The sequence below is a fragment of the Scrofimicrobium canadense genome, from assembly GCF_009696615.1.
GTDB lineage: Bacteria > Actinomycetota > Actinomycetes > Actinomycetales > Actinomycetaceae > Scrofimicrobium > Scrofimicrobium canadense.
This window is the reverse complement of sequence record NZ_VULO01000004.1, coordinates 79,518-99,666: the sequence shown is the minus strand read 5'-3', so window position 1 is coordinate 99,666 and position 20,149 is coordinate 79,518. Positions and strand designations below refer to the sequence as shown.

21 protein-coding genes are annotated in these 20,149 nt (G+C 52.1%); all 21 read left to right on the top strand.

Features of this window, described 5'->3' with window-relative positions; translation table 11 throughout:
• Positions 1-2: 2 nt before the first annotated feature.
• The 21 genes from FYJ24_RS04175 to FYJ24_RS04075 all read left to right on the top strand — a co-directional run bounded on the left by FYJ24_RS04175 (position 3) and on the right by FYJ24_RS04075 (position 20,139).
• Complete coding sequence (locus FYJ24_RS04175) at positions 3-860, top strand: ParA family protein (RefSeq protein WP_318656522.1); 858 nt, start codon at positions 3-5, stop codon at positions 858-860.
• The gene (locus tag FYJ24_RS04170) at positions 844-1,596 is read left to right on the top strand and encodes a segregation and condensation protein A (protein ID WP_318656521.1); all 753 of its coding nucleotides are present in this window, start codon (positions 844-846) and stop codon (positions 1,594-1,596) included. Before FYJ24_RS04175 ends, FYJ24_RS04170 begins: the two co-directional genes overlap by 17 nt.
• Positions 1,593-2,171 carry an SMC-Scp complex subunit ScpB gene (gene scpB, locus FYJ24_RS04165; protein WP_154543892.1) on the top strand — a complete coding sequence of 193 codons (579 nt, stop codon included), beginning with the start codon at positions 1,593-1,595 and terminating at the stop codon, positions 2,169-2,171. Before FYJ24_RS04170 ends, scpB begins: the two co-directional genes overlap by 4 nt.
• On the top strand, positions 2,168-2,917 hold the full coding sequence (locus tag FYJ24_RS04160; protein ID WP_154543890.1) for a pseudouridine synthase: 750 nt from the start codon (positions 2,168-2,170) through the stop codon (positions 2,915-2,917). The genes scpB and FYJ24_RS04160 overlap by 4 nt, the downstream gene beginning before the upstream one ends.
• Positions 2,914-4,026, top strand: a complete 1,113-nt coding sequence (locus tag FYJ24_RS04155) for a prephenate dehydrogenase (RefSeq protein ID WP_318656520.1) — start codon at positions 2,914-2,916, stop codon at positions 4,024-4,026. Before FYJ24_RS04160 ends, FYJ24_RS04155 begins: the two co-directional genes overlap by 4 nt.
• Entirely contained in the window at positions 4,026-4,712 is a 687-nt protein-coding gene (gene cmk / locus FYJ24_RS04150; protein WP_318656519.1) for a (d)CMP kinase, read from the top strand. The genes FYJ24_RS04155 and cmk overlap by 1 nt, the downstream gene beginning before the upstream one ends.
• A complete protein-coding gene (locus FYJ24_RS04145) occupies positions 4,713-5,210 on the top strand; it encodes a hypothetical protein (RefSeq protein WP_154543886.1) in 498 nt (165 codons plus the stop codon). It begins immediately after the preceding gene.
• Positions 5,207-5,638, top strand: coding sequence for a hypothetical protein (locus FYJ24_RS04140; protein WP_154543884.1), 432 nt, complete (start codon positions 5,207-5,209; stop codon positions 5,636-5,638). Before FYJ24_RS04145 ends, FYJ24_RS04140 begins: the two co-directional genes overlap by 4 nt.
• A 33-nt stretch (positions 5,639-5,671) precedes the next feature.
• Positions 5,672-6,481 (top strand): formate/nitrite transporter family protein, encoded by an 810-nt coding sequence (locus FYJ24_RS04135; RefSeq protein WP_154543882.1) that lies wholly within the window; start codon positions 5,672-5,674, stop codon positions 6,479-6,481.
• Positions 6,482-6,592: 111 nt separating this feature from the next.
• Positions 6,593-8,638 (top strand): HAD-IIA family hydrolase, encoded by a 2,046-nt coding sequence (locus FYJ24_RS13350; RefSeq protein WP_154543880.1) that lies wholly within the window; start codon positions 6,593-6,595, stop codon positions 8,636-8,638.
• 71 nt (positions 8,639-8,709) lie between these two features.
• Complete coding sequence (locus FYJ24_RS04125; RefSeq protein WP_154543878.1) at positions 8,710-9,552, top strand: TlyA family RNA methyltransferase; 843 nt, start codon at positions 8,710-8,712, stop codon at positions 9,550-9,552.
• Entirely contained in the window at positions 9,545-10,381 is an 837-nt protein-coding gene (locus FYJ24_RS04120; RefSeq protein WP_154543876.1) for an NAD kinase, read from the top strand. The genes FYJ24_RS04125 and FYJ24_RS04120 overlap by 8 nt, the downstream gene beginning before the upstream one ends.
• A complete protein-coding gene (recN, locus tag FYJ24_RS04115) occupies positions 10,374-12,008 on the top strand; it encodes a DNA repair protein RecN (RefSeq protein ID WP_154543874.1) in 1,635 nt (544 codons plus the stop codon). The genes FYJ24_RS04120 and recN overlap by 8 nt, the downstream gene beginning before the upstream one ends.
• Positions 12,005-13,153 carry a putative cytokinetic ring protein SteA gene (steA, locus tag FYJ24_RS04110; protein WP_154543872.1) on the top strand — a complete coding sequence of 383 codons (1,149 nt, stop codon included), beginning with the start codon at positions 12,005-12,007 and terminating at the stop codon, positions 13,151-13,153. Before recN ends, steA begins: the two co-directional genes overlap by 4 nt.
• A gap of 8 nt (positions 13,154-13,161) precedes the next feature.
• A complete protein-coding gene (locus FYJ24_RS04105; RefSeq protein WP_154543870.1) occupies positions 13,162-14,055 on the top strand; it encodes a copper transporter in 894 nt (297 codons plus the stop codon).
• 46 nt (positions 14,056-14,101) lie between these two features.
• Positions 14,102-15,778 (top strand): CTP synthase, encoded by a 1,677-nt coding sequence (locus FYJ24_RS04100; protein ID WP_154543868.1) that lies wholly within the window; start codon positions 14,102-14,104, stop codon positions 15,776-15,778.
• Complete coding sequence (locus tag FYJ24_RS04095; RefSeq protein WP_154543866.1) at positions 15,768-16,376, top strand: NUDIX domain-containing protein; 609 nt, start codon at positions 15,768-15,770, stop codon at positions 16,374-16,376. Before FYJ24_RS04100 ends, FYJ24_RS04095 begins: the two co-directional genes overlap by 11 nt.
• 176 nt (positions 16,377-16,552) lie before the next feature.
• On the top strand, positions 16,553-17,254 hold the full coding sequence (locus FYJ24_RS04090; protein ID WP_154543864.1) for a helix-turn-helix transcriptional regulator: 702 nt from the start codon (positions 16,553-16,555) through the stop codon (positions 17,252-17,254).
• 18 nt (positions 17,255-17,272) lie between these two features.
• A complete protein-coding gene (gene sufB, locus FYJ24_RS04085; RefSeq protein WP_154543862.1) occupies positions 17,273-18,706 on the top strand; it encodes a Fe-S cluster assembly protein SufB in 1,434 nt (477 codons plus the stop codon).
• Positions 18,706-19,836 carry a Fe-S cluster assembly protein SufD gene (gene sufD / locus FYJ24_RS04080; protein WP_154543860.1) on the top strand — a complete coding sequence of 377 codons (1,131 nt, stop codon included), beginning with the start codon at positions 18,706-18,708 and terminating at the stop codon, positions 19,834-19,836. Before sufB ends, sufD begins: the two co-directional genes overlap by 1 nt.
• Complete coding sequence (locus tag FYJ24_RS04075) at positions 19,837-20,139, top strand: Rieske 2Fe-2S domain-containing protein (protein WP_154543858.1); 303 nt, start codon at positions 19,837-19,839, stop codon at positions 20,137-20,139. It abuts the gene before it with no gap.
• Positions 20,140-20,149: the final 10 nt, after the last annotated feature.

Sequence of the window (20,149 nt, the reverse complement as noted above, 5' to 3'; positions counted from 1 at the left end):
TCGTGAGTGACGATCTGCAACCCAGCCTATTAGGTGAAGAGGACGAATCTCTGATACCCCTACCAGCGCCCCTGAACGGACATGGTCCGGCCAGGGTGATAGCAATGTGCAACCAAAAAGGGGGAGTGGGAAAGACAACGACTGTTATCAATCTGGGGGCGGCGTTAGCGGAATACGGACGTAAGGTCCTTGTGGTGGATTTTGATCCACAGGGGGCAGCGACAGTAGGCCTAGGCATCAATAGCCTAGATCTAGACACCACGGTGTATACGCTGCTTATGAGTTCGGGGCGCAATATTCACGATGCTATATGCCATACGAAGATTCCCGGACTGGATGTACTTCCCGCCAACATTGATCTGTCGGCAGCTGAGGTGCAATTGGTCAATGAGGTCGCGCGCGAGAATGCCTTGGCGCGTGTTTTACGTCCCGTACTAGACGAATACGATGTCATCCTGATCGACTGCCAACCCTCATTAGGACTGTTGACAGTCAATGCATTGACGGCGGCGCATGGAGTCATTGTTCCAGTTGCCACTGAATTCTTTGCTTTGCGAGGTGTTGCACTCTTAGTCGATACTATCGAGACGGTTAGAGACCGCATCAATCCTCGCCTACACATGGACGGGATTGTACCGACGATGGTTGATCCACGTACCCTCCATTCGAAAGAAGTTCTTGAAAGACTCAGAGAAACATTCAAGGACAAAGTCTATAGAACTCAGATTAATCGTACGGTAAAGTTTCCTGATGCCACTGTTGCCACTGAGCCGATTACCACGCATGCGCCAGAACATGCCGGTGCCAAGGCCTACCGACAACTGGCCCGAGAGGTTATCAGCCGTGGCGAAGCCCCCTGAGTTTGCGCCAGCGCTCGATAGCTTCGCGGTAGATCTGCCCGTCTTTCAAGGTCCTTTTGATCTGCTACTACAGCTTATTGCTCGTCAGGAACTTGATGTCACGGAAGTTGCTCTCTCGAAGGTGACGGATGAGTTCATCAGCTACATGTCTCGTTTTCCAGATTTGTCGACAACTACAGAGTTTTTGGTGGTTGCGGCGACACTTCTCAATATGAAGGCAGCCCGGCTCGTTCCTGACATTGGGATGGAGTCAGAAGACAACGCCGAAGATTTGTCGATGCGTGACCTTTTGTTCTCGCGACTGCTGCAGTATCGAGCTTTCAAGGAAATGGCCAAGATTTTTTCCGACCGGTTGACGGAAGAAGAAGACTCAATCCCGAGGGCAGTCCCGATGGAACCTCACTTTGCAGTATTGCTTCCGGAACTTGTATGGAACATCAGCCCTGATCAGTTGGCAAGCATTGCGGTTTCCGCTATGCGCCAGCCGCCCGCTCCGGACGAAGCGGCACACGTCGCCCGGCCGCGCGTATCAGTTGAGGAACAAGTCACTTTTCTAGAGCAAAAGCTGCGGGTCGAAAAGAGGATCAGTTTTGAATCGTTGGTGGCACAAACATCTGACGTGGGCACTGTGATAGGACGGTTTTTGGCACTTCTGGAACTCTATCGACGCCGGTTGGTCATCTTTGATCAAGAGGCCCCACTATCGCCATTGCATATTGCCTGGGAGGGGACATGAGCGATGTATCCAGCCAAGTCCTGAGTGCTTTGGAAGCAATACTCATGATTACTGAAACTCCTGCCACAGTTTCCGAACTGGCCGAGGCAATCGAGATTCCGGAATATGTCGTGCGTGAGTCATTGGAGGCTTTGCGCGATGAGTACGCCGGTAGTAACGGGGGGCGTCCGCATGGATTTATTCTCAGGGAAGTTGCGGGAGGCTGGCGGATTTATTCGGCTCCTCAGTGGGCTCCAATTGTAGGAAAGTTTGTTGTGGGGCAAGCAACTTCTCAGCTGTCACAGGCGGCTCTTGAAACGCTAGCAATTGTGGCCTATCGCCAACCTGTGACACGCGGACAAATCAGTGCCATTCGAGGGGTCAACGTGGACTCTGTGATGCGGTCATTGCAGGGAAGAGGACTTATCGAAGAAACCGGTACTGCGCCGGGCGGCTCGATCCAATATGGAACGACACAACTTTTCTTGGAGCGCATGGGGATGAAAGACTTAGATGACTTGGTCCCGTTAGCTCCCTTACTGCCCGATGCAGATAGCATAGAGAGTCTGACAGCAGAGGTGGAGGAACGGTTATGAAAAATGATCCGCATGTGTCTGAGGGAGTACGCCTACAAAAGGTGCTCTCTCAAGCGGGAATCGCCTCGCGCAGAGCTGCTGAGGATATGATTCTTGCAGGTCGCGTGAGTGTCGATGGTGTTGTTGTGCGAAAGCTCGGCACGCGTATAGACCCTGAGAAACAGACTCTTCACGTGGATGGCGAACGCGTCCTCACGGATTCGGTGAAGCGTACGGTTTTAGCATTTAATAAACCGGTAGGCGTGGTTTCGACTATGAGCGATCCAGAGGGCCGTCCGTGTCTGTCTGATTATTTGAGTGAATACCCCGAACGTCTCTACCATGTGGGGAGGCTTGATATTGACACGTCAGGGTTGCTCTTACTTACCAACGACGGGGAACTTGCCAATCGTCTCACCCATCCTTCCTACCAAGTAGCAAAGACATATGTTGCTAGAGTGCATGGGGAAGTGAAACCAGGAATCCGCCGTAAGGCACTGCGCGGCGTGGATTTGGAGGATGGTCATATCCAAGTCGATGCTTTTTCCGTCAAAGACACCTACGGAGAAATCACAACAGTGGAAATCACCGTTCACGAGGGACGCAATCGTTTGGTGCGACGTTTAATGGATGAGCTCGGTTTTCCAGTGCGCGAACTGGTACGCATTCAATTTGGTCCAGTGCGTTTAGACCGACTGCAGCCTGGAGTCTTACGCCGAGTGAAAGGGGATGCTTTGTCTTCTTTATACAACGAGGTGGATTTGTGAACCAAGGGGACGTCAAAGGACCGGTCCTCATTATAGGCACCGGCCTGATTGGGACATCCATCGCGTTAGGTTTGCGCGCGCTGGGATTCAGCGTGTATTTGGATGACCCGTCCCCAACCACTCTTGCTCTCACTGTCGATATGGGGGCTGGCCTTGCCTGGGATTCCAGTGCACCAATGCCCGAATTAGTGATTGTTGCTGCGCCGCCAGACGTCTGTGCCCAGCAAGTTACCGATGCTCTTCAGCGCTTTCCCGATGCGATTGTCACCGACGTCGCATCGGTGAAACAAGCGATTGCCGATGACGTATGCCAGTCGGGTTCTGACTCCAAGCGATACGTTGGGTCACATCCGATGGCAGGAAGAGCCAGGTCTGGAGCTGCTTTCGCCGATAAAGACTTGTTTTATGGGCGTCCATGGGTAATTGTCCCCACCGAGCAGTCGACACAAGAAGCCGTTATGATTGTGCGCAACCTAGCAATCGATTTAGGCGCTGTTCCTACCCAAATGGACGCCCATGATCATGACACGGCAGTTGCCTATGTCAGCCATGTACCACAGTTAGTGTCGTCGTTGCTTGCAGCTCGTCTTCTGGGTGCGCCCTCTCATGCGCTTTCACTTGCTGGCCAAGGCCTGCGTGACACAACCCGTATTGCCCAATCGGATCCTCGACTATGGACAGCAATAGTTGCAGGCAATGCGGGCCCTATAGCTGCGATTTTGCACGACCTGGAAGATGATTTGGCCGATGCAGTGGAACGCCTAGAGCAATACTCCCAAGGATCTCAAGTAGGGGCAATCGGTGTCATCAGTGATATCGTCGCAGCAGGCAATCGGGGAGTGTCCCGTATACCGGGAAAACACGGGCAGGCTCAGCGATCCTGGGCTGAAATTGAGGTGTTGGTACCTGACCGCCCAGGTGAGTTGGGGCGCCTTTTTACGGAACTGGGACAGGCAGAGGTCAATATCGAGGATTTGACCTTGGAACATGCGGCGGGAAAAAAGTACGGACTAGCACGAGTACAAATTGACCCGGCTAGCATACTCACAGCTACAGAAGAACTGGAAAAACGCGGTTGGCGCGTGATAAGCGTGGGAGAGAGCAAATAGTGACGGAACATAAGGGAATCCTTATCGCCATCGATGGACCATCGGGATCAGGCAAGTCTACGGTTGCAAAAGCAATTGCGGTACGGCTTGGGATTACCTATTTAGATACCGGTGCTATGTACCGAGCGTTGACATGGTTTTGCCTTGAACAGGGAATTGATCTCGATAAAACTGAGCTGGTGCGCCAACAGGCTGATTCTCTCGATTTCTCCATGACACACGACCCTCACAGCCCAAGGTTCTTTGCCGGTGACATAGATATCACCGCGGAAATCCGAACACCGCGGGTCGCCGAACGCGTGGCAGAGGTGGCACGAAATCTCTCTGTCCGGTCGTGGATGGCGACGGAACAACGCCGAGTTATGACGCAGGCACGAGAGTCCGGGCACGGAATGATTGCCGAGGGACGAGATATTACAACCGTTGTATGTCCAGATGCAGATGTGCGCGTCCTATTGCTAGCAGACGAGAAGGAACGTCTTCGCAGGCGCACCTATGAGCTTTATGGAAGTGACGCCCCCCAATACCTCAAAGCGACAGCAAAACAAATAGGCGAGAGAGACCGCTCTGACGCCACCGTGTCGGATTTTTTTGAGGCGGCGGAAGGAGTCAGCGTTATTGACTCAACCGGGAAAAGCATCGAAGATGTTGTCGATGAGATTGTCGCAATGACAAGGAGCTTGTGAATGCGTAGCAGACGATTGGCATCGTTAGGTGCGGCTATAACATTAACTTTTGTCCTGGCTCCACAATCGCTGGCCGACACTGTTGTTGATAATGGCGACTGGAATACTGCAGGCCGTATTGGTGTTATTGAGTCCAGCGATGTAGATCCAACACATTTTGTTGACGAGGTTGCCGTCACCGTTGAAATAGCGACAGCTCCAAGTATTTCGGATAGGGCGCCAGCACTGTATACACTCAGCGACTTGCTGTTTAGTGGAGTGATCAACTGGGGTGGATACCGATTTACGTACTATTCGGAATCAGTTCTTCCTGGAGGTGGTCTAGCAATTCCCGGACGACACGTGAATGATGGGGGATTTGTCGCTGACGCGGATGGGTATATTGTCCTGGCGAACGATGCTCCGAAGGGAACAGTTTTCGAGACCCCGTTCGGGAATCTGGGGAAAGTCTATGACCGTGGCACTTCGGGTAATCACTTGGACGTGTATACCCGATGAGTGAAAGTAGCAGCTGGTCTGAGACTCGCCGAGAAATTGCGAGGCTCCAAGCTGAAAGACTCGCCGAGCGTAAGGCTGCAGAGAGCCTACAAGCACGCGCTTTTTTAGAGAAATTCGTCACCGCAGCTCTCACAATGGGGCCAGCTCCGGTGCCTCTGCGAGTGCACGGTCGAACGGGAAACTCTGCGGCTACCACTCTATCTGGCTGGTACCTCAAAGTGGATGAATCAGTGGCGGTAGATACATCAGGAAACTACTATTTATTGCAGATGGACCTAAGTTTTCTCGATCGATTTCGGCGCCTTACTCCCACACCAACAGCGCCTCCGCTAGTCCTTGGTGCGGGAGGCCGCGACGGTGAAACTATGGATCTCACAGCGCGCCTCACTCAGTTACAACCGAAGTGGCGAGAAGTTGAAGCTGATTAGGATAAGCACTTCGTTCTAAAGACAATAGAAGGCGTGCTTACACTTCCTGATACTCTCAACCTGCAACTTGAACTAGCTCAAGACAAAGTTGTGGGGACTCGAAAACCCTACCGATTCTTCGCCTCGTCAATGCTCGCTGGCGCCTACGTGGGTATAGCAGTAGTGACGATGCTATCGATTGCAGGGCCATTTGCTGTCAAAGGTGATCCCCTCACGAAATTCATATCAGGAGCCGTATTCGCGGTTGGCTTGATACTTGTGGTATTTGCTGGTGCAGAACTCGTTACCTCCGCCATGATGATATTGACTCAGGGAGTTCTCGCTCGCAAAATCTCCCTCAAACAGTGGGCTGGAACTTTGTCGTTCTGTTTTATTGGCAATCTTGCAGGATCTATGGTTTTTGGTCTTATCGTCGTGTATTCAGGAGTGCTGGACTATAACGCTGCTGCAGGCGACTACTTGGCCACTGTACTCCAAGGAAAATCCGACGCTCAGTGGTACCAGCTCTTTTTGCGTGCAGTCCTATGCAACATTCTGGTGTGTCTTGCCATCTGGTGTGCGAATCGGTGTCAAACGGAAATTGGCAAGGCAACCGTAATTTTCTGGTGCCTTTTGGCCTTTGTCGCCTCAGGATACGAACACGTGGTGGCAAATATGACGACCTTCACTTTAGGTCTTTTTCACGATCCGTCACTGACAACGTGGATGGAGTTCGGTCGAAACCTCGCACTTGTAGGAGTCGGAAATCTGGTCGGCGGAGCCTTTTTTGTAGGTGTGGCGTACTGGTTTCTTCTTGGTGAATCTGACTCGGTATCGCCTATAGCGGCGAATCCCGTCGAATAAAATAGTGTTTCGAATTCACCTGAGTCATGGCTACGGATATGGGGACACTGTGATAGTCAGGTAGATGCCGGTAGAATAAGCAAGTACATCATTCTTCATATTGGAGGCGGCGTGGCGGACTACCGCGGCAAGAGACGAGACGATAGCTCGAAGTCGGGCAAGGGACGAGGGCGAGGCTATGACCGCGGACACGGCAAAGGTTCCGATAGACGCGGAGGTAGACTCGGATTTCCTTCCCGCGATAGGCAAGGACAGGGCCGCCAGGGCGATAAACCGAAAAACAAACGTCCACATCATGGAGAGTTTCGGTCAGAAGACCCCAATGAACCAGTCATTCCCGCCGGTGTGATCGCTGATGATCTAGATAGAGAAGCCCGTAAGGCACTTTCTACCTTGTCTGGATCAAACCAAGAAATTGTTGCTCGCCATCTAGTAGCAGCCGGGCAAATGCTTGAGGTTGATCCGGAAGTCGCCTATCAACACGCGCAGGCAGCGGTGAAACGCGCTGGGAGAGTGGACGTGGTCCGCGAGGCCGCAGCCCTTACAGCCTATGCATCGGGCCGCTATGAAGAGGCTTTGCGGGAAGTGCGCGCTGTGAGGCGTATGAGAGGCGATGATTCACTGCGCGCTATTGAAGCCGATTGTGAAAGGGGTCTGGGACGTTCTGAAAAGGCAATTGAGATTGTCGAAGCGATTGATTTGGCATCGTTGTCGCTTGAGGACCAGGTCGAGATCGTCTTAGTCTCGGCAGGAGCCCGCGCTGATCTGGGACAGCTTGAGTACTCCCTGATGGTGGTCGAGAGGGCACTTGAGGCACTGCCGGAAAATTCTCCCGACTTTTTGCGACGACGCCTGATGCTTCTCCAGGTTGAACGGCTGCGCGATCTCGGTAAAGTTGCAGAAGCTGATGCAGTGGAAGCTGCAATGCCAGAAGAACCAGACGTCATGGAAATCGTGGACCTCGATGCGATCCTCGATGCTGACACCGACACATTACGCACCGATCTTAGAGGAACCGAACAGGCGCTCTGTGCGGAATTCGATACAGCACTCTTGGACCTAGACGGCGTCACTTTCCATGGTGAACGCGTCCAAGATGGCGGTCCAGCAGCACTAACTGAGGCTCTCGATGCAGGCATGAAACTAGGTTTTATGACCAATAATGCTAGCCGCAGCCCCCAAGAAGTTGCTGAAAAACTAACATCTATGGGGTATGAGGCGCAAGCAGACCAGGTAATGACCGCTGCCACCGACCTCATGATCGATTTGAAAGAAAAACTTCCAGCCGGTGCGACTGTACTGGTTGTGGGATCTCCTAGCCTGGCAGGGCTTGTAGAGGACAATGGTTTTGTCGCGGTGACAGACGCGCAGGGGCATGTCGATGCAGTAGTTCAAGGATATGGGCCAAATGTTGATTGGGCGTTGTTGAGTGAGGCAGCGTATGCCATCAATGCTGGAGCCCAGTATTTTGCGACAAATTTGGACGCAACATTACCTACTGAGCGAGGTTTCGCATTGGGAAATGGTGCGCTGGTGGCCGCAGTTACGCGTGCGACATCAAAGCGGCCCATCTCAGCTGGTAAGCCTCGTCCGGAAATCTTTCTTCGCACTGCAGAAATGATGAAAGCGGAGAAGCCTATCGCTGTGGGTGACAGGCTCGATACGGATATTGCTGGTGCGATCAATGCGCGAATGGCATCGTTACATGTTCTCAGCGGTGTCAATAGTGCGCGGGACGTAATTCGCGCACCCAAGGGGCGCCGTCCCAGTTTCGTAGGTATCGATGTGGGGGCTCTCAACGAAGTGCATCCCCGTCCACTGCACCACAAAGATGGCACATGGACCTGTGGCGTGTCTCAACCCGTGAAAATTGGACGCGGCGGCGTTATCCAAATCCTCGATATCGAGCTGGCCGATGACGGTGATCCAGTGACGCTGGCACTGGATACCTATCGCGCACTCATTGCTGCAGCCTGGGATTATTCCGATGAGAGACGGGGAGTGCGTTGTCCTGAACTTCGGGTCGTCCCCAATGACGATCCTGCCGGAACAGTAACCATGAGCAACCGCATCGTCGTCGAAGAAGCGGATGATACTGCTCCCAGTGAGGTGCCAGTTGAGGACGAGGCAGTCAATGGGGATACGCATGACGAATGAGTCCCAACAATTGCCTGAAAAACTAGCGGAACTCCAGCAGCTTGAACGTGAGCTTCGCGCTGAACTGGATAATGAACGGACTGTGCGTGGCACTGCGTCGTCTCGATAATGAGCTTGTGCGAAGGAATCTCGCGAAATCTCGCACCGCGGCTCAAGAGATGATTCACGCCAAGAGGGTAAAAGTGAGCGGAGCCGTCGCGCACAAAGCTGCCACACAGGTTGATACTGCAGCGCCCATCGTCATTATTGCGGAGCCTGGGGGCGGTGAATATGCGTCTCGAGGGGCCTACAAACTGATAGGGGCATTGGATGCGCTAGGGGATCGTGTACCTCACATCAGAGGGCGCAACTGTCTGGATGCGGGTGCCTCCACAGGTGGTTTTACCGATGTACTATTGCGCCGCGGAGCCGCGCATGTCATCGCTGTAGATGTTGGATATGGACAGTTGGCGTGGAACCTTCAGACAGATTCTCGCGTTCAGATCATGGATCGAACAAACATCCGATATCTGAAAAAAGAAGACATTGCAGTACCGATTGATCTTGTAGTCGGGGATCTTTCCTTTATCTCGTTAGAATTGATCATTCCTGCATTGGTGGATGTCGCCCCTGAGGCAGACTTCCTTCTCATGGTGAAACCGCAATTTGAGGTGGGAAAAGGCAGACTCGGTTCAGGCGGAGTGGTGCGCGATCCTGCTGATCGAATATGGGCAGTTGTGAAGATTGCTCATTTCGCACAGAATCTTGGTATGGATGTGTGGGCAATCGAAGCATCGCCACTACCTGGTCCAGCAGGAAACGTCGAATATTTTGTCTGTTTTTCCCCTCAAGGACGGCATGAGCCCATTGTCGACATTGAGGCTGCTGCTAGGCGTGCGGTAGAGATGGGACCCCAAGGAATCGACAATGGCTGAGAGTATTCTCCTCGTTACCCACCGTGACCGCCACGATATTGCGCAAGCGGCAGCGCAGGTCCGGCAGGTATGTGAACACTTAGGTATGACGGTGAGTTCACACCCAGAGATTAATCCAGATTTGGTCTTGGTGTTGGGTGGAGACGGAACTATCTTGTCGGGTGCTCGGCAAGCTCGCGCTGCAGACGTTCCACTTTTGGGAATTAACTTTGGTCACATGGGTTTTCTAGCAGATACATCAGGCGAATCACTCACCCGCGTAGTTGAGAGGATTGGAGCTGACGAGTACACGGTCGAAAATAGGATGACCCTAGACGTCGAAATCATTCGACCTGACGGAACCGTAGAAACTAACTGGGCTCTCAATGAGGCAGCAATAATGCACATTGATCCCGGACGGCCGGTCGATCTGATGTTCGCTGTGGATGGCCAAAATGTGTCTACCTATGGAGCTGATGGCATCATCCTCTCGACACCAACGGGTTCAACTGCGTATTCATTCTCGGCCGGAGGGCCAGTCGTATGGCCAGATACGGAAGCTATAGTCGTCGCACCACTTGCTGCTCATGGACTCTTCACCCGTCCTTTGGTTATTCATCCCAACTCGGTGCTAGAAGTTGCGGTTCTCGATTCAGGCAACGTTGGCTCTGATGTCTGGTTTGATGGATTAGCACGGCAAAACGCTGATTTGGGCTGCACGGTAAGAGCCAAAAGAGGTGTGCGTCCTGTGCGGCTGGCTCGTCTGGATAGTCGGCCTTTTGCGGAAAGGCTAGTCAATAAGTTCTCGTTACCTGTTAGCGGATGGCGTTCGGGTGGTGTGCATGATTGACGAATTGCGGATTCGAGGACTTGGCGTCATCGACGATGCTCATCTCGAGTTTTCTCCCGGTTTCACTGTTCTTACTGGTGAAACTGGCGCAGGGAAAACCATGGTCCTCACTTCGCTCCGTATGCTCATGGGGGAGAAAGTTGACTCCTCGGCGGTACGATCAGGTTGTGACCGTGCGGAGGTCGATGCCGTATTCACTCTGGTAGCCCCGCTCATTGCAGACATCGAGTTCGATGGAGATGAACTCATTATTTGGAGGACACTGCCAGCACACGGAAGAACTCGTGCGGCAATCAATGCAAGGCCGGTACCTTTACGACTACTCACTGAGATCGTCGGGGGACTAGTCACCATTCACGGGCAATCTGACCAATGGTTGATGCGCCGCGAAGAAGCACAAAGAACTATGGTGGATAGTTTCGCAGGTCACGACAAACTGTTAGCAGCTTACGTCGATGCTTGGAAGAAAGCCGTTGCCGCGAAAAGGCATCGGGACCAAGTTGTAGAATCATTCGATAAAGTTCAGGCCGAAGTACAGTATTTGCAGACCATGGTAGATGCGATCGCTAAACTCGAACTTGCTGCTGATGAAGAGAACTTTCTCAACACACAGATTGATCGGCTCTCCAATGCCAATCGTCTGCGCGATGATATTGGAGGAGTCGTAAGTAGCCTGGACCGCGATGGTGGGGTAACTGACACGCTTGGTAATGCCTTAGGAATACTGCGCCGCATCGAGAGACTTGATGCGTCTATTAGCGATTATGCTGGTCGCCTGGAAGCCATCATTGCTGACGCTCAGGAGCTGGTACGTGACCTGACTGACTACGGAGAGAGCCTTCTCGATGATCCTCAAGAGTTAGAACGGCTCTCGCAGCGTCGTGCACAGCTCGAAGAATTACTCAAAGGGAGAGGCCAGACAGTATCTGAGCTTCTCGCATGGGAGTCAGCGGCCCGAGATCGTCTCGTTGAACTTACTGATGCGGGTATGAGTCCTGACGAGGCCGAAAAACGTTTACAGGAAGCACAACAGCGTGTTTTGACCGCAGGTGAAAGACTTCATCACTCCCGAGAGAAAGCGGCGAAGAGGCTAACAACCGCGGTAAATAAGGAGCTATCTGGGTTGGCGATGAAAGAAGCCACCTTCTCAATCAACGTCACTGCAGTGCGCCCAGCAAGCCACGGATGTGATGAGATCACAATGGAATTGCGACCCCATCCACACGCTCCTTCACGGCCACTAGGAGAGGGGGCATCTGGCGGAGAACTTTCGCGAGTGATGCTTGCCCTTGAAGTGGCTTTGGGATCGCAAACTCGAGCAACAACTTATATTTTCGACGAGGTTGATGCTGGCATAGGAGGACGGACAGCTCTGGAAGTCGGTAACAGGCTTCGGAGTCTATCGCGAACGCAACAGGTCATTGTCGTTACGCACCTTCCACAAATCGCTGCAATGGCGGACAAACACATGGTAGTTGCCAAGAAATCGGGAACTGCGCGTGTCTGGGAAGTTGCTGGCGAGGCACGTATTGATGAGCTTGTGAGGATGCTAGGAGGAGAGACCACCTCTCTTGCGGCGCGCCGTCATGCCTCCGAGCTTCTTGGGCTGGCAGAATCACAGGAGTGAGTATCGAAGATCTGCCTCTGATAGGCACTGTGCGGGTGGATGAGAATGTGCAGAGACTGGCTGCACGCTTAGAACCGGGTGAGATCGCCATAATTGATCGAGTAGATCTCGACCGCGCATCGGCAGTCTCGCTCCTGAGCAAGAGGCCTCTTGCCGTAGTGAACGTTTCCTCTTCGACTACCGGGCGTACTGTGAGTGCAGGCGCGCGTTTGCTAGTCAGTGAAGGTATACCCCTGATTGACGAGGTGGGCCCAGAGCTGCTTACTCTCAAAGAAGGAGAGGTCATAGAAGTTAGAGGCGCCCAGATTAGTTGTGAAAATCAGATCCTGGCGCAGGGACAGCTTCGTAACCTTGATGAACTCAATCGTTTTACTTCTGAAGCTCGTGGCAGACTGGGATTGCAGGTGCAGGCTTTTGCAAGTGGAGCAGGTGCAGTCTGGCAGCAAGAGTCTGCACTGTATATTGAGGGACAAGGGGTGCCGCGCCTTGAGCAATTCAGGTCGGGAAAGACCTCTATTGTTGTTGACGGTGAACCTGAAGGTTTTAAGGGGATAAGGCCGATTGCCGCAGATTTTGATGCGGTGATAGTAGCGACATCCAGTGGGGCTGAGGCTGCGTGGAAGCTTCGACGCGGGATTGATGTTCTTGTCGGTGACCCCACTGCGGTGCCAGAAAAAATTCTTCGCCGAGCACGCGCACATGTGCTCTTACGTGAGGGAACGGCTGAACCACAGGGTAGTTCTCGCATGTCATCGATAGGTTTAACCTATGATGTTATTCCGACGGCTGCCAGTGAACTCGATGCGGCCATACTTCTTGCTGATGTTGGAGGAGCAAAGTCAGTTATCACCGTATCGGAAGAAAGAGACCTGCAAGACTTTTTTGAGTTACCTGGGCCCCAACAGATTGCGAGTTTCTTCATACGAACGCGTGCCTCGTCAAAGGTAGTTTCTGCTTCTGTAGCTAGAAGTTTTTACCGTCCGCGGGTCTCATTGGCACTTTTGATATTTCTTGTGGTGGCCGCACTTGTGATATCTGGCGTTGCAGTGCTGTTCACCCCTTGGGGACAGAGCTTTTCGCAGCCTTGGTGGGAATGGGTGGGAACCGTCTGGCCGTGGACTAATTCTGGTACTCCTGGAGGGTAAGAGGAACAATGGTTAATATTCGATATCACATCGTCTCCCTAGTAGCAGTGTTTTTGGCTCTTGCATTGGGAGTTGTCTTAGGCGCCGGCCCGCTGCAATCGAGAATTGCTGGGTCTGCTGAGGAGGGGGCGCAGTCTCAGATTGAACAGTTGACTGAAGAGACTTCCGCCTACCAGACAGATATCGAGCAGCTAAATCAGTTCATCGACGGGGTGGGCGCAGAAGTTCTTCCGGAAACTCTTAGCGATCGCGCCATAGGAATCATTATGCTACCGGGCGCTTCTGCTCAGTCTGCGCAAGAAATTACCGAACAGCTTCAATTGGCTGGGGCTGACGTTGTGGGCACAGTTTCTTTAGCTCAAGCTGCTGTTTCTCTGGGGCAGCGTGACTATCGTGAGAGCCTAGCTGGACCCGTATCTAGCCACCTATCGAGTGGCGGAAGTGGCTCGGCGGACCAGACGATTGCTGAGGCGATTGTCGAAGTGTTGACAACTGAAGGAGCTGAACGGAACCTCCTCACCGAGATACTCACTGACTCAAATACCCCACTTATTGAAGGTGAGACTCTGCCGAATAAGCCAGCAGACACATTGGTAATTTTGGGTCCCGCTGAAGAAACTAACGCTGGCGAAGATGATTTGTCCCTGCCCATTCCGGGGGCACTGGTTGCACTAGCCAATGCTGCTGGTACGGTAAAAAATGGGGCTGTTGCCGTAGGAAATGGTGAAAACGAAACCAACTTTATCGCTGTTTTGCGTCAAGAGGGAGCCTCTATCGCGACAGTGGACCAGGTGGGTACTTCCATGGCAGCTGTTAATACAGCCTTGGCTTTGTCGACTGGAAAAGGAGCTTACGGGGTCGAAGAAGGTGCTACATCACCCGTTGGCCCTATCCAAAAATGACGTCTTGAAAGATTTGATCATTGGTTTACGAGTATGATGGTATTCCATGGTAAATCAAGTCTGTGAAGTAAAGAACCCGTCAATACCGAAACATATCTTCGTCACAGGTGGAGTGGTCTCTTCCTTAGGTAAAGGATTGACAGCATCATCTTTGGGTATGCTGCTGCGTGGTAGGGGATTACGCGTTGTGATGCAAAAACTGGATCCATACATAAACGTCGATCCAGGAACTATGAACCCATTCCAACATGGTGAGGTTTTCGTTACTGAAGACGGAGCTGAAACAGATCTCGATATTGGCCACTACGAGAGATTCCTTGACGTAAATCTATCTGGTCTTGCTAATGCCACGACAGGGCAGGTTTATTCCAATGTTTTGACTCGTGAACGCCAAGGAGATTATCTCGGCGATACAGTCCAGGTTATCCCACACGTGACAAACGAAATCATGCGTATCATGCGTGCCCAGTCCGAACCCACAGACTCCGATGCGGCACCGGACGTCATCATCACGGAAATAGGTGGGACTGTCGGAGATATTGAATCGACACCTTTCCTTGAAGCAGCTCGCCAAATGAGAAGAGAATTGGGGCGAGACAATTGCGCTTTCGTACACGTCTCGTTACTGCCTTATCTAGGAGCCGCTGGAGAACTCAAAACCAAACCCACTCAGCATTCGGTGGCTACTTTGCGGTCCATTGGGATTCAACCAGATGCACTGGTCCTTCGCACTGACCATGACGTGCCAGAATCGGTCAAGCGGAAAATCTCTTTGATGTGTGACGTAGACAGTGAGGCTGTGGTGATCTGTCCGGACGCAAAGAGCATTTATGAGATTCCACGGATTCTTCATTCAGAGGGGTTAGACGCATTCCTTGTGCGTCGATTGGGCTTATCTTTCCGTGACGTTGAGTGGGGTACCTGGAAAGCACTACTAGATCAGGTATCAACAAACCGTCCTGTAGTGACGATTGCGCTAGTGGGTAAATACATCGAACTCCACGATGCTTATCTATCGGTTGTTGAAGCCATTAAGGCTGGTGGCTTCGCAAATAATGCGGATGTCTCGATTCGGTGGGTACCTGCGGATGAATGTGACACTCCAGAAAACGCTGAAGCATCGTTGGGTGGGGTAGATGGGATTCTTGTTCCAGGAGGTTTTGGAGTTCGGGGCATCGATGGCAAAGTTGGTGCTCTGCGATGGGCCCGGGAAAATAGGGTGCCTGCTCTTGGTATTTGCCTTGGCATGCAATGTATGGTTGTTGAGGCCGCTAAGAATCTGCTAGGGCTTACTGATGCATCGTCGACAGAATTTGATCCCAGAACAGAGAATCCCGTGGTGGCTACGATGGACTCTCAAAAGAAGATTATTGCTGGAGAAGGCGACTTAGGGGGAACTATGCGCCTTGGCTCCTATCCTGCGAGGTTGACTAAAGGCTCTTTGATTTCGCATCTCTATGGATCGGAAGAAATCAGCGAAAGACATCGCCATCGCTTTGAGGTAAATGGTGCCTATGCAGACCAACTGGAAAGTGTCGGTCTTAAAACTGTTGGCACCTCTCCCGATGGCACTTTGACAGAATTCATTGAGTTGGATCGGGAGCTGCATCCTTTTTATGTGGGGACTCAAGCTCATCCAGAGTTCAAAAGTCGTCCTACGCGACCACACCCCCTTTTTGCCGGTTTAGTGAAAGCTGCCTTGGAGACTCACAATGATGCGTGATGAGCATAATGATGATGCGATAGTAGTAGATTCGCAGAGGCGATGGGCCGGTCGCCTGTGGAGCATGCAGGAAGACCGACTGCTTCTGTCTGCACATAGTAATCCCATTACCCGTCAATACATGCGCCACCCAGGCGCAGTGGCTATTCTCGCATTGAATGACGCTAATGAAGTCCTGCTGATTAACCAGTACCGCCACCCAGTCCGCGCCCAGCTGTGGGAAATACCTGCGGGTCTTCTCGACATCGAAGGAGAAGACTACCTGAGCGCTGCGAAGAGAGAGCTACGGGAAGAAGTAGATCTCTATGCCGATCAATGGAACGTTTTGCTGGATCTATTTCTCTCTCCAGGATGTAGCACGGAGTCACTGCGGATATTTCTTGCCCGCGATCTGCACGCAGCCGAGTCGGTATTTCTTAGGCAAGATGAAGAAGCAGATATTGCCGTGAAATGGGTCCCAGTCGACGAAGCAGTGGCATACGTGCTGGCAGGCAATTTTCACAACCCGAGTTTGGTAAGTGGGATTCTTGCTCTTGAGAGCAGTATGAGGCGTAGCTTTCATGACATTAGGCCTTCTGATGCTCCTTGGTTTCGCTAGTGGCTTAGATAGCTCTTTGTTGGAGGGAAGATTCGTTCTGTGGAGCCTGTCTATCCCTATGCACAAGCTATACGGGGCCACTGTGACTTCTGTCCCATGATTATGTGCATCACCTTGTTGCTAAAATCGGCTAGACTGGGGCAGTGGTAATCCATACCGGGCAACTAGGAGGGCGTATGGCTGATCTAAGCGATATCGGAACGCGCCAAACCGTCCTGGATTTAGTCATTGAAAAGGGTCCGGTGACTTCAGGAGCTATCGCTCGAATCTTGGGTCTTACTACTGCTGCCGTACGCAGACATATCACCACGTTAGAAGAGTCCGGGGAAATAGAAGAACATGACGTTCCCCCACGCGGACCGCGCGGAAGAGGTAGGCCGGCCCGTTATTACGTTGCTACCGACACCGGACGTGGAACCTTGACAGATGGCCACTCCGAAATCGCGGTGAAAGCACTGTCCTATATGACAAGGACGATGGGTGAAGAGGCTGTTGAAGCATTTGCGTCATCGCGGGCGCGTGAGATTGAGCGGAAATACACCCCTATTGTCCACGCGGCAGGATCTGATCCACTGATGAGGGCCAGCGCACTTGCTGACGCGCTCACAGAAGACGGCTATGCGGCGAGTATCCGCCCTGTGGGTGATGGTCACTTTGCGGTGCAACTATGTCAGGGGCATTGCCCCATAGAAAAAGTTGCCGAAGAGTTTCCGCAATTGTGTGAAGCGGAACTTACAGCATTTTCAAAAATTCTTGGAGTACATGTGCAACGGCTCTCCACACTTGCAGGTGGAGGACACGTATGCACCACTCACGTGCCAATTGGCATGCCGGTAGTACACCCTGCGGCGCGACACGCGTTCCGTAGGAATAGATAGAAGAGGAGCGAGGCACTCATGACGCAAACTGCGCCAGCCCAGCCGATGTCGGACGATGAGATCATTGATTCGATCGGCGCATATGAGTACGGGTGGCACGATAACGATGACTACTCTCAAGGCGTGCCTAAGGGGATTAATGAGGACATCGTCCGGTTTATCTCGCAGACTAAAGGTGAGCCTGAGTGGATGCTACAGCGTCGTCTCAAAGCCTTTGGCTTCTTTGAACGCAAACCCATGCCAGCGTGGGGACCAGATCTTTCGAGTATCGATTTTGACGACTTCAAATACTACGTCAGGCCTACAGATCGACAAGTCAAAGCGTGGGAAGATCTTCCCGAAGACATCCGCAATACCTATGATCGGTTAGGGATACCTGATGCCGAAAAGAATAGGCTCGTTGCAGGCGTAGCTGCTCAATACGAGTCCGAGGTTGTCTATCAACAAATTCAAGAGGACCTTGAGCGGCAAGGTGTCGTATTTCTTGACACTGATACTGGTCTCAAAGAGTACCCAGAACTATTTGAAGAGTATTTTGGAAAATCGGTTCCCGCTGGTGATAACAAATTTGCCGCTCTCAACACAGCCTGCTGGTCGGGCGGGTCATTTGTCTATGTTCCACCGGGCGTCCATGTAGAGATTCCGTTACAGGCCTACTTCCGTATCAATACGGAAGCGATGGGACAGTTTGAACGAACTCTGATTATTGCCGACGAAGGCTCCTATGTTCATTACGTGGAGGGGTGTACCGCACCAATCTACGATACGGACTCTCTTCACGCTGCAGTAGTTGAAATCTTCGTCCGAAAAGATGCTCGAGTGCGTTACACCACCATTCAAAACTGGTCGAATAATGTCCTCAACCTTGTGACACAGCGCGCAATGGTGGAAGAGGGCGGCACTATGGAGTGGATTGATGGAAATATCGGTTCCGGTATCACCATGAAGTACCCTGCATGCTATCTGCGCGGTGCGCATGCCAGGGGTGAAACACTCTCTATTGGTTTTGCCGGTCACGGACAGCACCAGGATACTGGTGCGAAGATGGTACATATGGCGCCCAATACGAGTTCCTCAATTGTGGCAAAGTCTGTGTCACGTGGTGGCGGCCGTACTTCGTACCGCGGACTTGTAGAGGTGCATTCAAGGGCTACGCATTCGAAATCGAATGTCCTCTGCGATGCTCTTTTGGTTGATAAGATCAGCCGAACTGACACATATCCCTATGTAGACGTGCGAACCGAAGATGTCGAGATGGGGCATGAAGCTACCGTCTCGAAAGTTAATGCAGACCAGCTATTTTATTTGATGAGCCGTGGCTTGGATGAAAACGAGGCAATGGCAACTATTGTTCGCGGTTTTGTGGAGCCAATTGCCAAGGAGCTCCCCATGGAATATGCCTTGGAACTCAACCGTCTCATTGAACTCCAGATGGAAGGATCTGTTGGCTAATGGCCGATATTGTGACGAAAACTCATGCATCAAGGGCGGATAGGCCGACATCATTCAATGTGGATGATATTCCAGTCCCCATGGGGCGAGAAGAGGATTGGCGTTTTACTCCTCTGCGACGCATTGAGAAACTTTTCGACCCTCAAGGGTATACGCAACGGGCGAAACTAGAGGCCAAACAGTCTCCGCAAGAGGTTTTTATCGAGAAGGTGGGGCGAGATGATCCCCGGGTGGGAACCGTACTGGCTCCCGGCGATCGAACGGCTGTTGTTGCATGGGAAGCTTTCGACCAAGCGACTGTGATCACTATCCCGAGGGGAGTTGAACTCGAGAATCCAGTGATCGTCGATGTGCGTGCAACTGAAGAGCTCAGTACTGACCATATTGTGATTCGGGCAGAACCTCTTTCAAAGGGAACAGTTTTGCTGCGCCATGAAGGTCCCGCAGCGCTGAACCAGACTGTTGAAGTCCGGGCCGAAGACGGAGCCCAACTTAGCGTCATCGCTGTCCACGAATGGGATCGGGATGCTGTCCATGCATCGAATCACCGGGTTAGTGTTGGACGGGACGCGTCCTTGGATCATTTGGTGGTTACTTTGGGTGGCGATTTGGTGCGGGTGTGTGTAGATACTGAATACACTGCTCCGGGAGGGACACTGCGGCTTAACGGAATTTATTTCGTCGATGCCGGCCAACACCTCGAACACCGCGTATTCGTTGACCATTCTGAGCCAAACTGCTATTCCCGCGTGGTCTATAAGGGAGCCTTGCAGGGCCAGGATGCACGCTCAGTGTGGATCGGGGATTGCCTCATTGGTGAAAATGCTGATGCAACAGATACCTATGAACTCAATCGCAACTTGATCCTTTCTGAGGGTGCGAAGGCCGACTCGGTTCCTAACCTAGAAATTGAAAATGGTGAGATTGAGGGAGCCGGACATGCGTCTGCAACTGGGCGCTTTGATGACGAACAACTTTTCTATCTCATGAGTAGAGGAATCTCGGCAGTCGACGCGCGACGTCTCGTTGTACGTGGATTCTTTGCCGAGCTCATCAACAAGATTGAGATTGAGGAAGTTCGCGATCATCTTCTCGACGCTATTGAAGATCGACTACAAGGAGCGCACTAGATGCCATGGCATGATGCCGGTACGGCTGATCTCGATGTTGCTTCTGCACGTCGAGTTACTATCGGTAATCACGTCATAGCTGTTGTCCGCGATTCGCTAGGTGATCTTTACGCGATCGACGATACCTGTACCCATGCGGATATTTCTCTTTCTGAGGGAGAAATTGGTCCGCGCAGTATTGAATGCTGGGGGCATTGCGCACAGTTCGATTTAGTGACTGGCGAAGGAGAATTACCAGCTCCAGCACCAGTGAACACATACAGACTCAAAACTGAGGGCGGACGCGTCCTCGTCGAAATATAATGAAAACAAG

Excerpts from the sequence above, each read along its gene's own strand:
- scpB (WP_154543892.1), top strand. The coding sequence starts at position 1,593 with ATGAGCGATGTATCCAGCCAAGTCCTGAGTGCTTTGGAAGCAATACTC.
- FYJ24_RS04160 (WP_154543890.1), top strand. The coding sequence starts at position 2,168 with ATGAAAAATGATCCGCATGTGTCTGAGGGAGTACGCCTACAAAAGGTG.
- FYJ24_RS04145 (WP_154543886.1), top strand. The coding sequence starts at position 4,713 with ATGCGTAGCAGACGATTGGCATCGTTAGGTGCGGCTATAACATTAACT.
- FYJ24_RS04140 (WP_154543884.1), top strand. The coding sequence starts at position 5,207 with ATGAGTGAAAGTAGCAGCTGGTCTGAGACTCGCCGAGAAATTGCGAGG.
- FYJ24_RS04125 (WP_154543878.1), top strand. The coding sequence starts at position 8,710 with ATGAACGGACTGTGCGTGGCACTGCGTCGTCTCGATAATGAGCTTGTG.
- FYJ24_RS04120 (WP_154543876.1), top strand. The coding sequence starts at position 9,545 with ATGGCTGAGAGTATTCTCCTCGTTACCCACCGTGACCGCCACGATATT.
- recN (WP_154543874.1), top strand. The coding sequence starts at position 10,374 with ATGATTGACGAATTGCGGATTCGAGGACTTGGCGTCATCGACGATGCT.
- FYJ24_RS04105 (WP_154543870.1), top strand. The coding sequence starts at position 13,162 with ATGGTTAATATTCGATATCACATCGTCTCCCTAGTAGCAGTGTTTTTG.
- FYJ24_RS04100 (WP_154543868.1), top strand. The coding sequence starts at position 14,102 with ATGGTAAATCAAGTCTGTGAAGTAAAGAACCCGTCAATACCGAAACAT.
- FYJ24_RS04095 (WP_154543866.1), top strand. The coding sequence starts at position 15,768 with ATGATGCGTGATGAGCATAATGATGATGCGATAGTAGTAGATTCGCAG.
- FYJ24_RS04090 (WP_154543864.1), top strand. The coding sequence starts at position 16,553 with ATGGCTGATCTAAGCGATATCGGAACGCGCCAAACCGTCCTGGATTTA.
- sufB (WP_154543862.1), top strand. The coding sequence starts at position 17,273 with ATGACGCAAACTGCGCCAGCCCAGCCGATGTCGGACGATGAGATCATT.
- sufD (WP_154543860.1), top strand. The coding sequence starts at position 18,706 with ATGGCCGATATTGTGACGAAAACTCATGCATCAAGGGCGGATAGGCCG.
- FYJ24_RS04075 (WP_154543858.1), top strand. The coding sequence starts at position 19,837 with ATGCCATGGCATGATGCCGGTACGGCTGATCTCGATGTTGCTTCTGCA.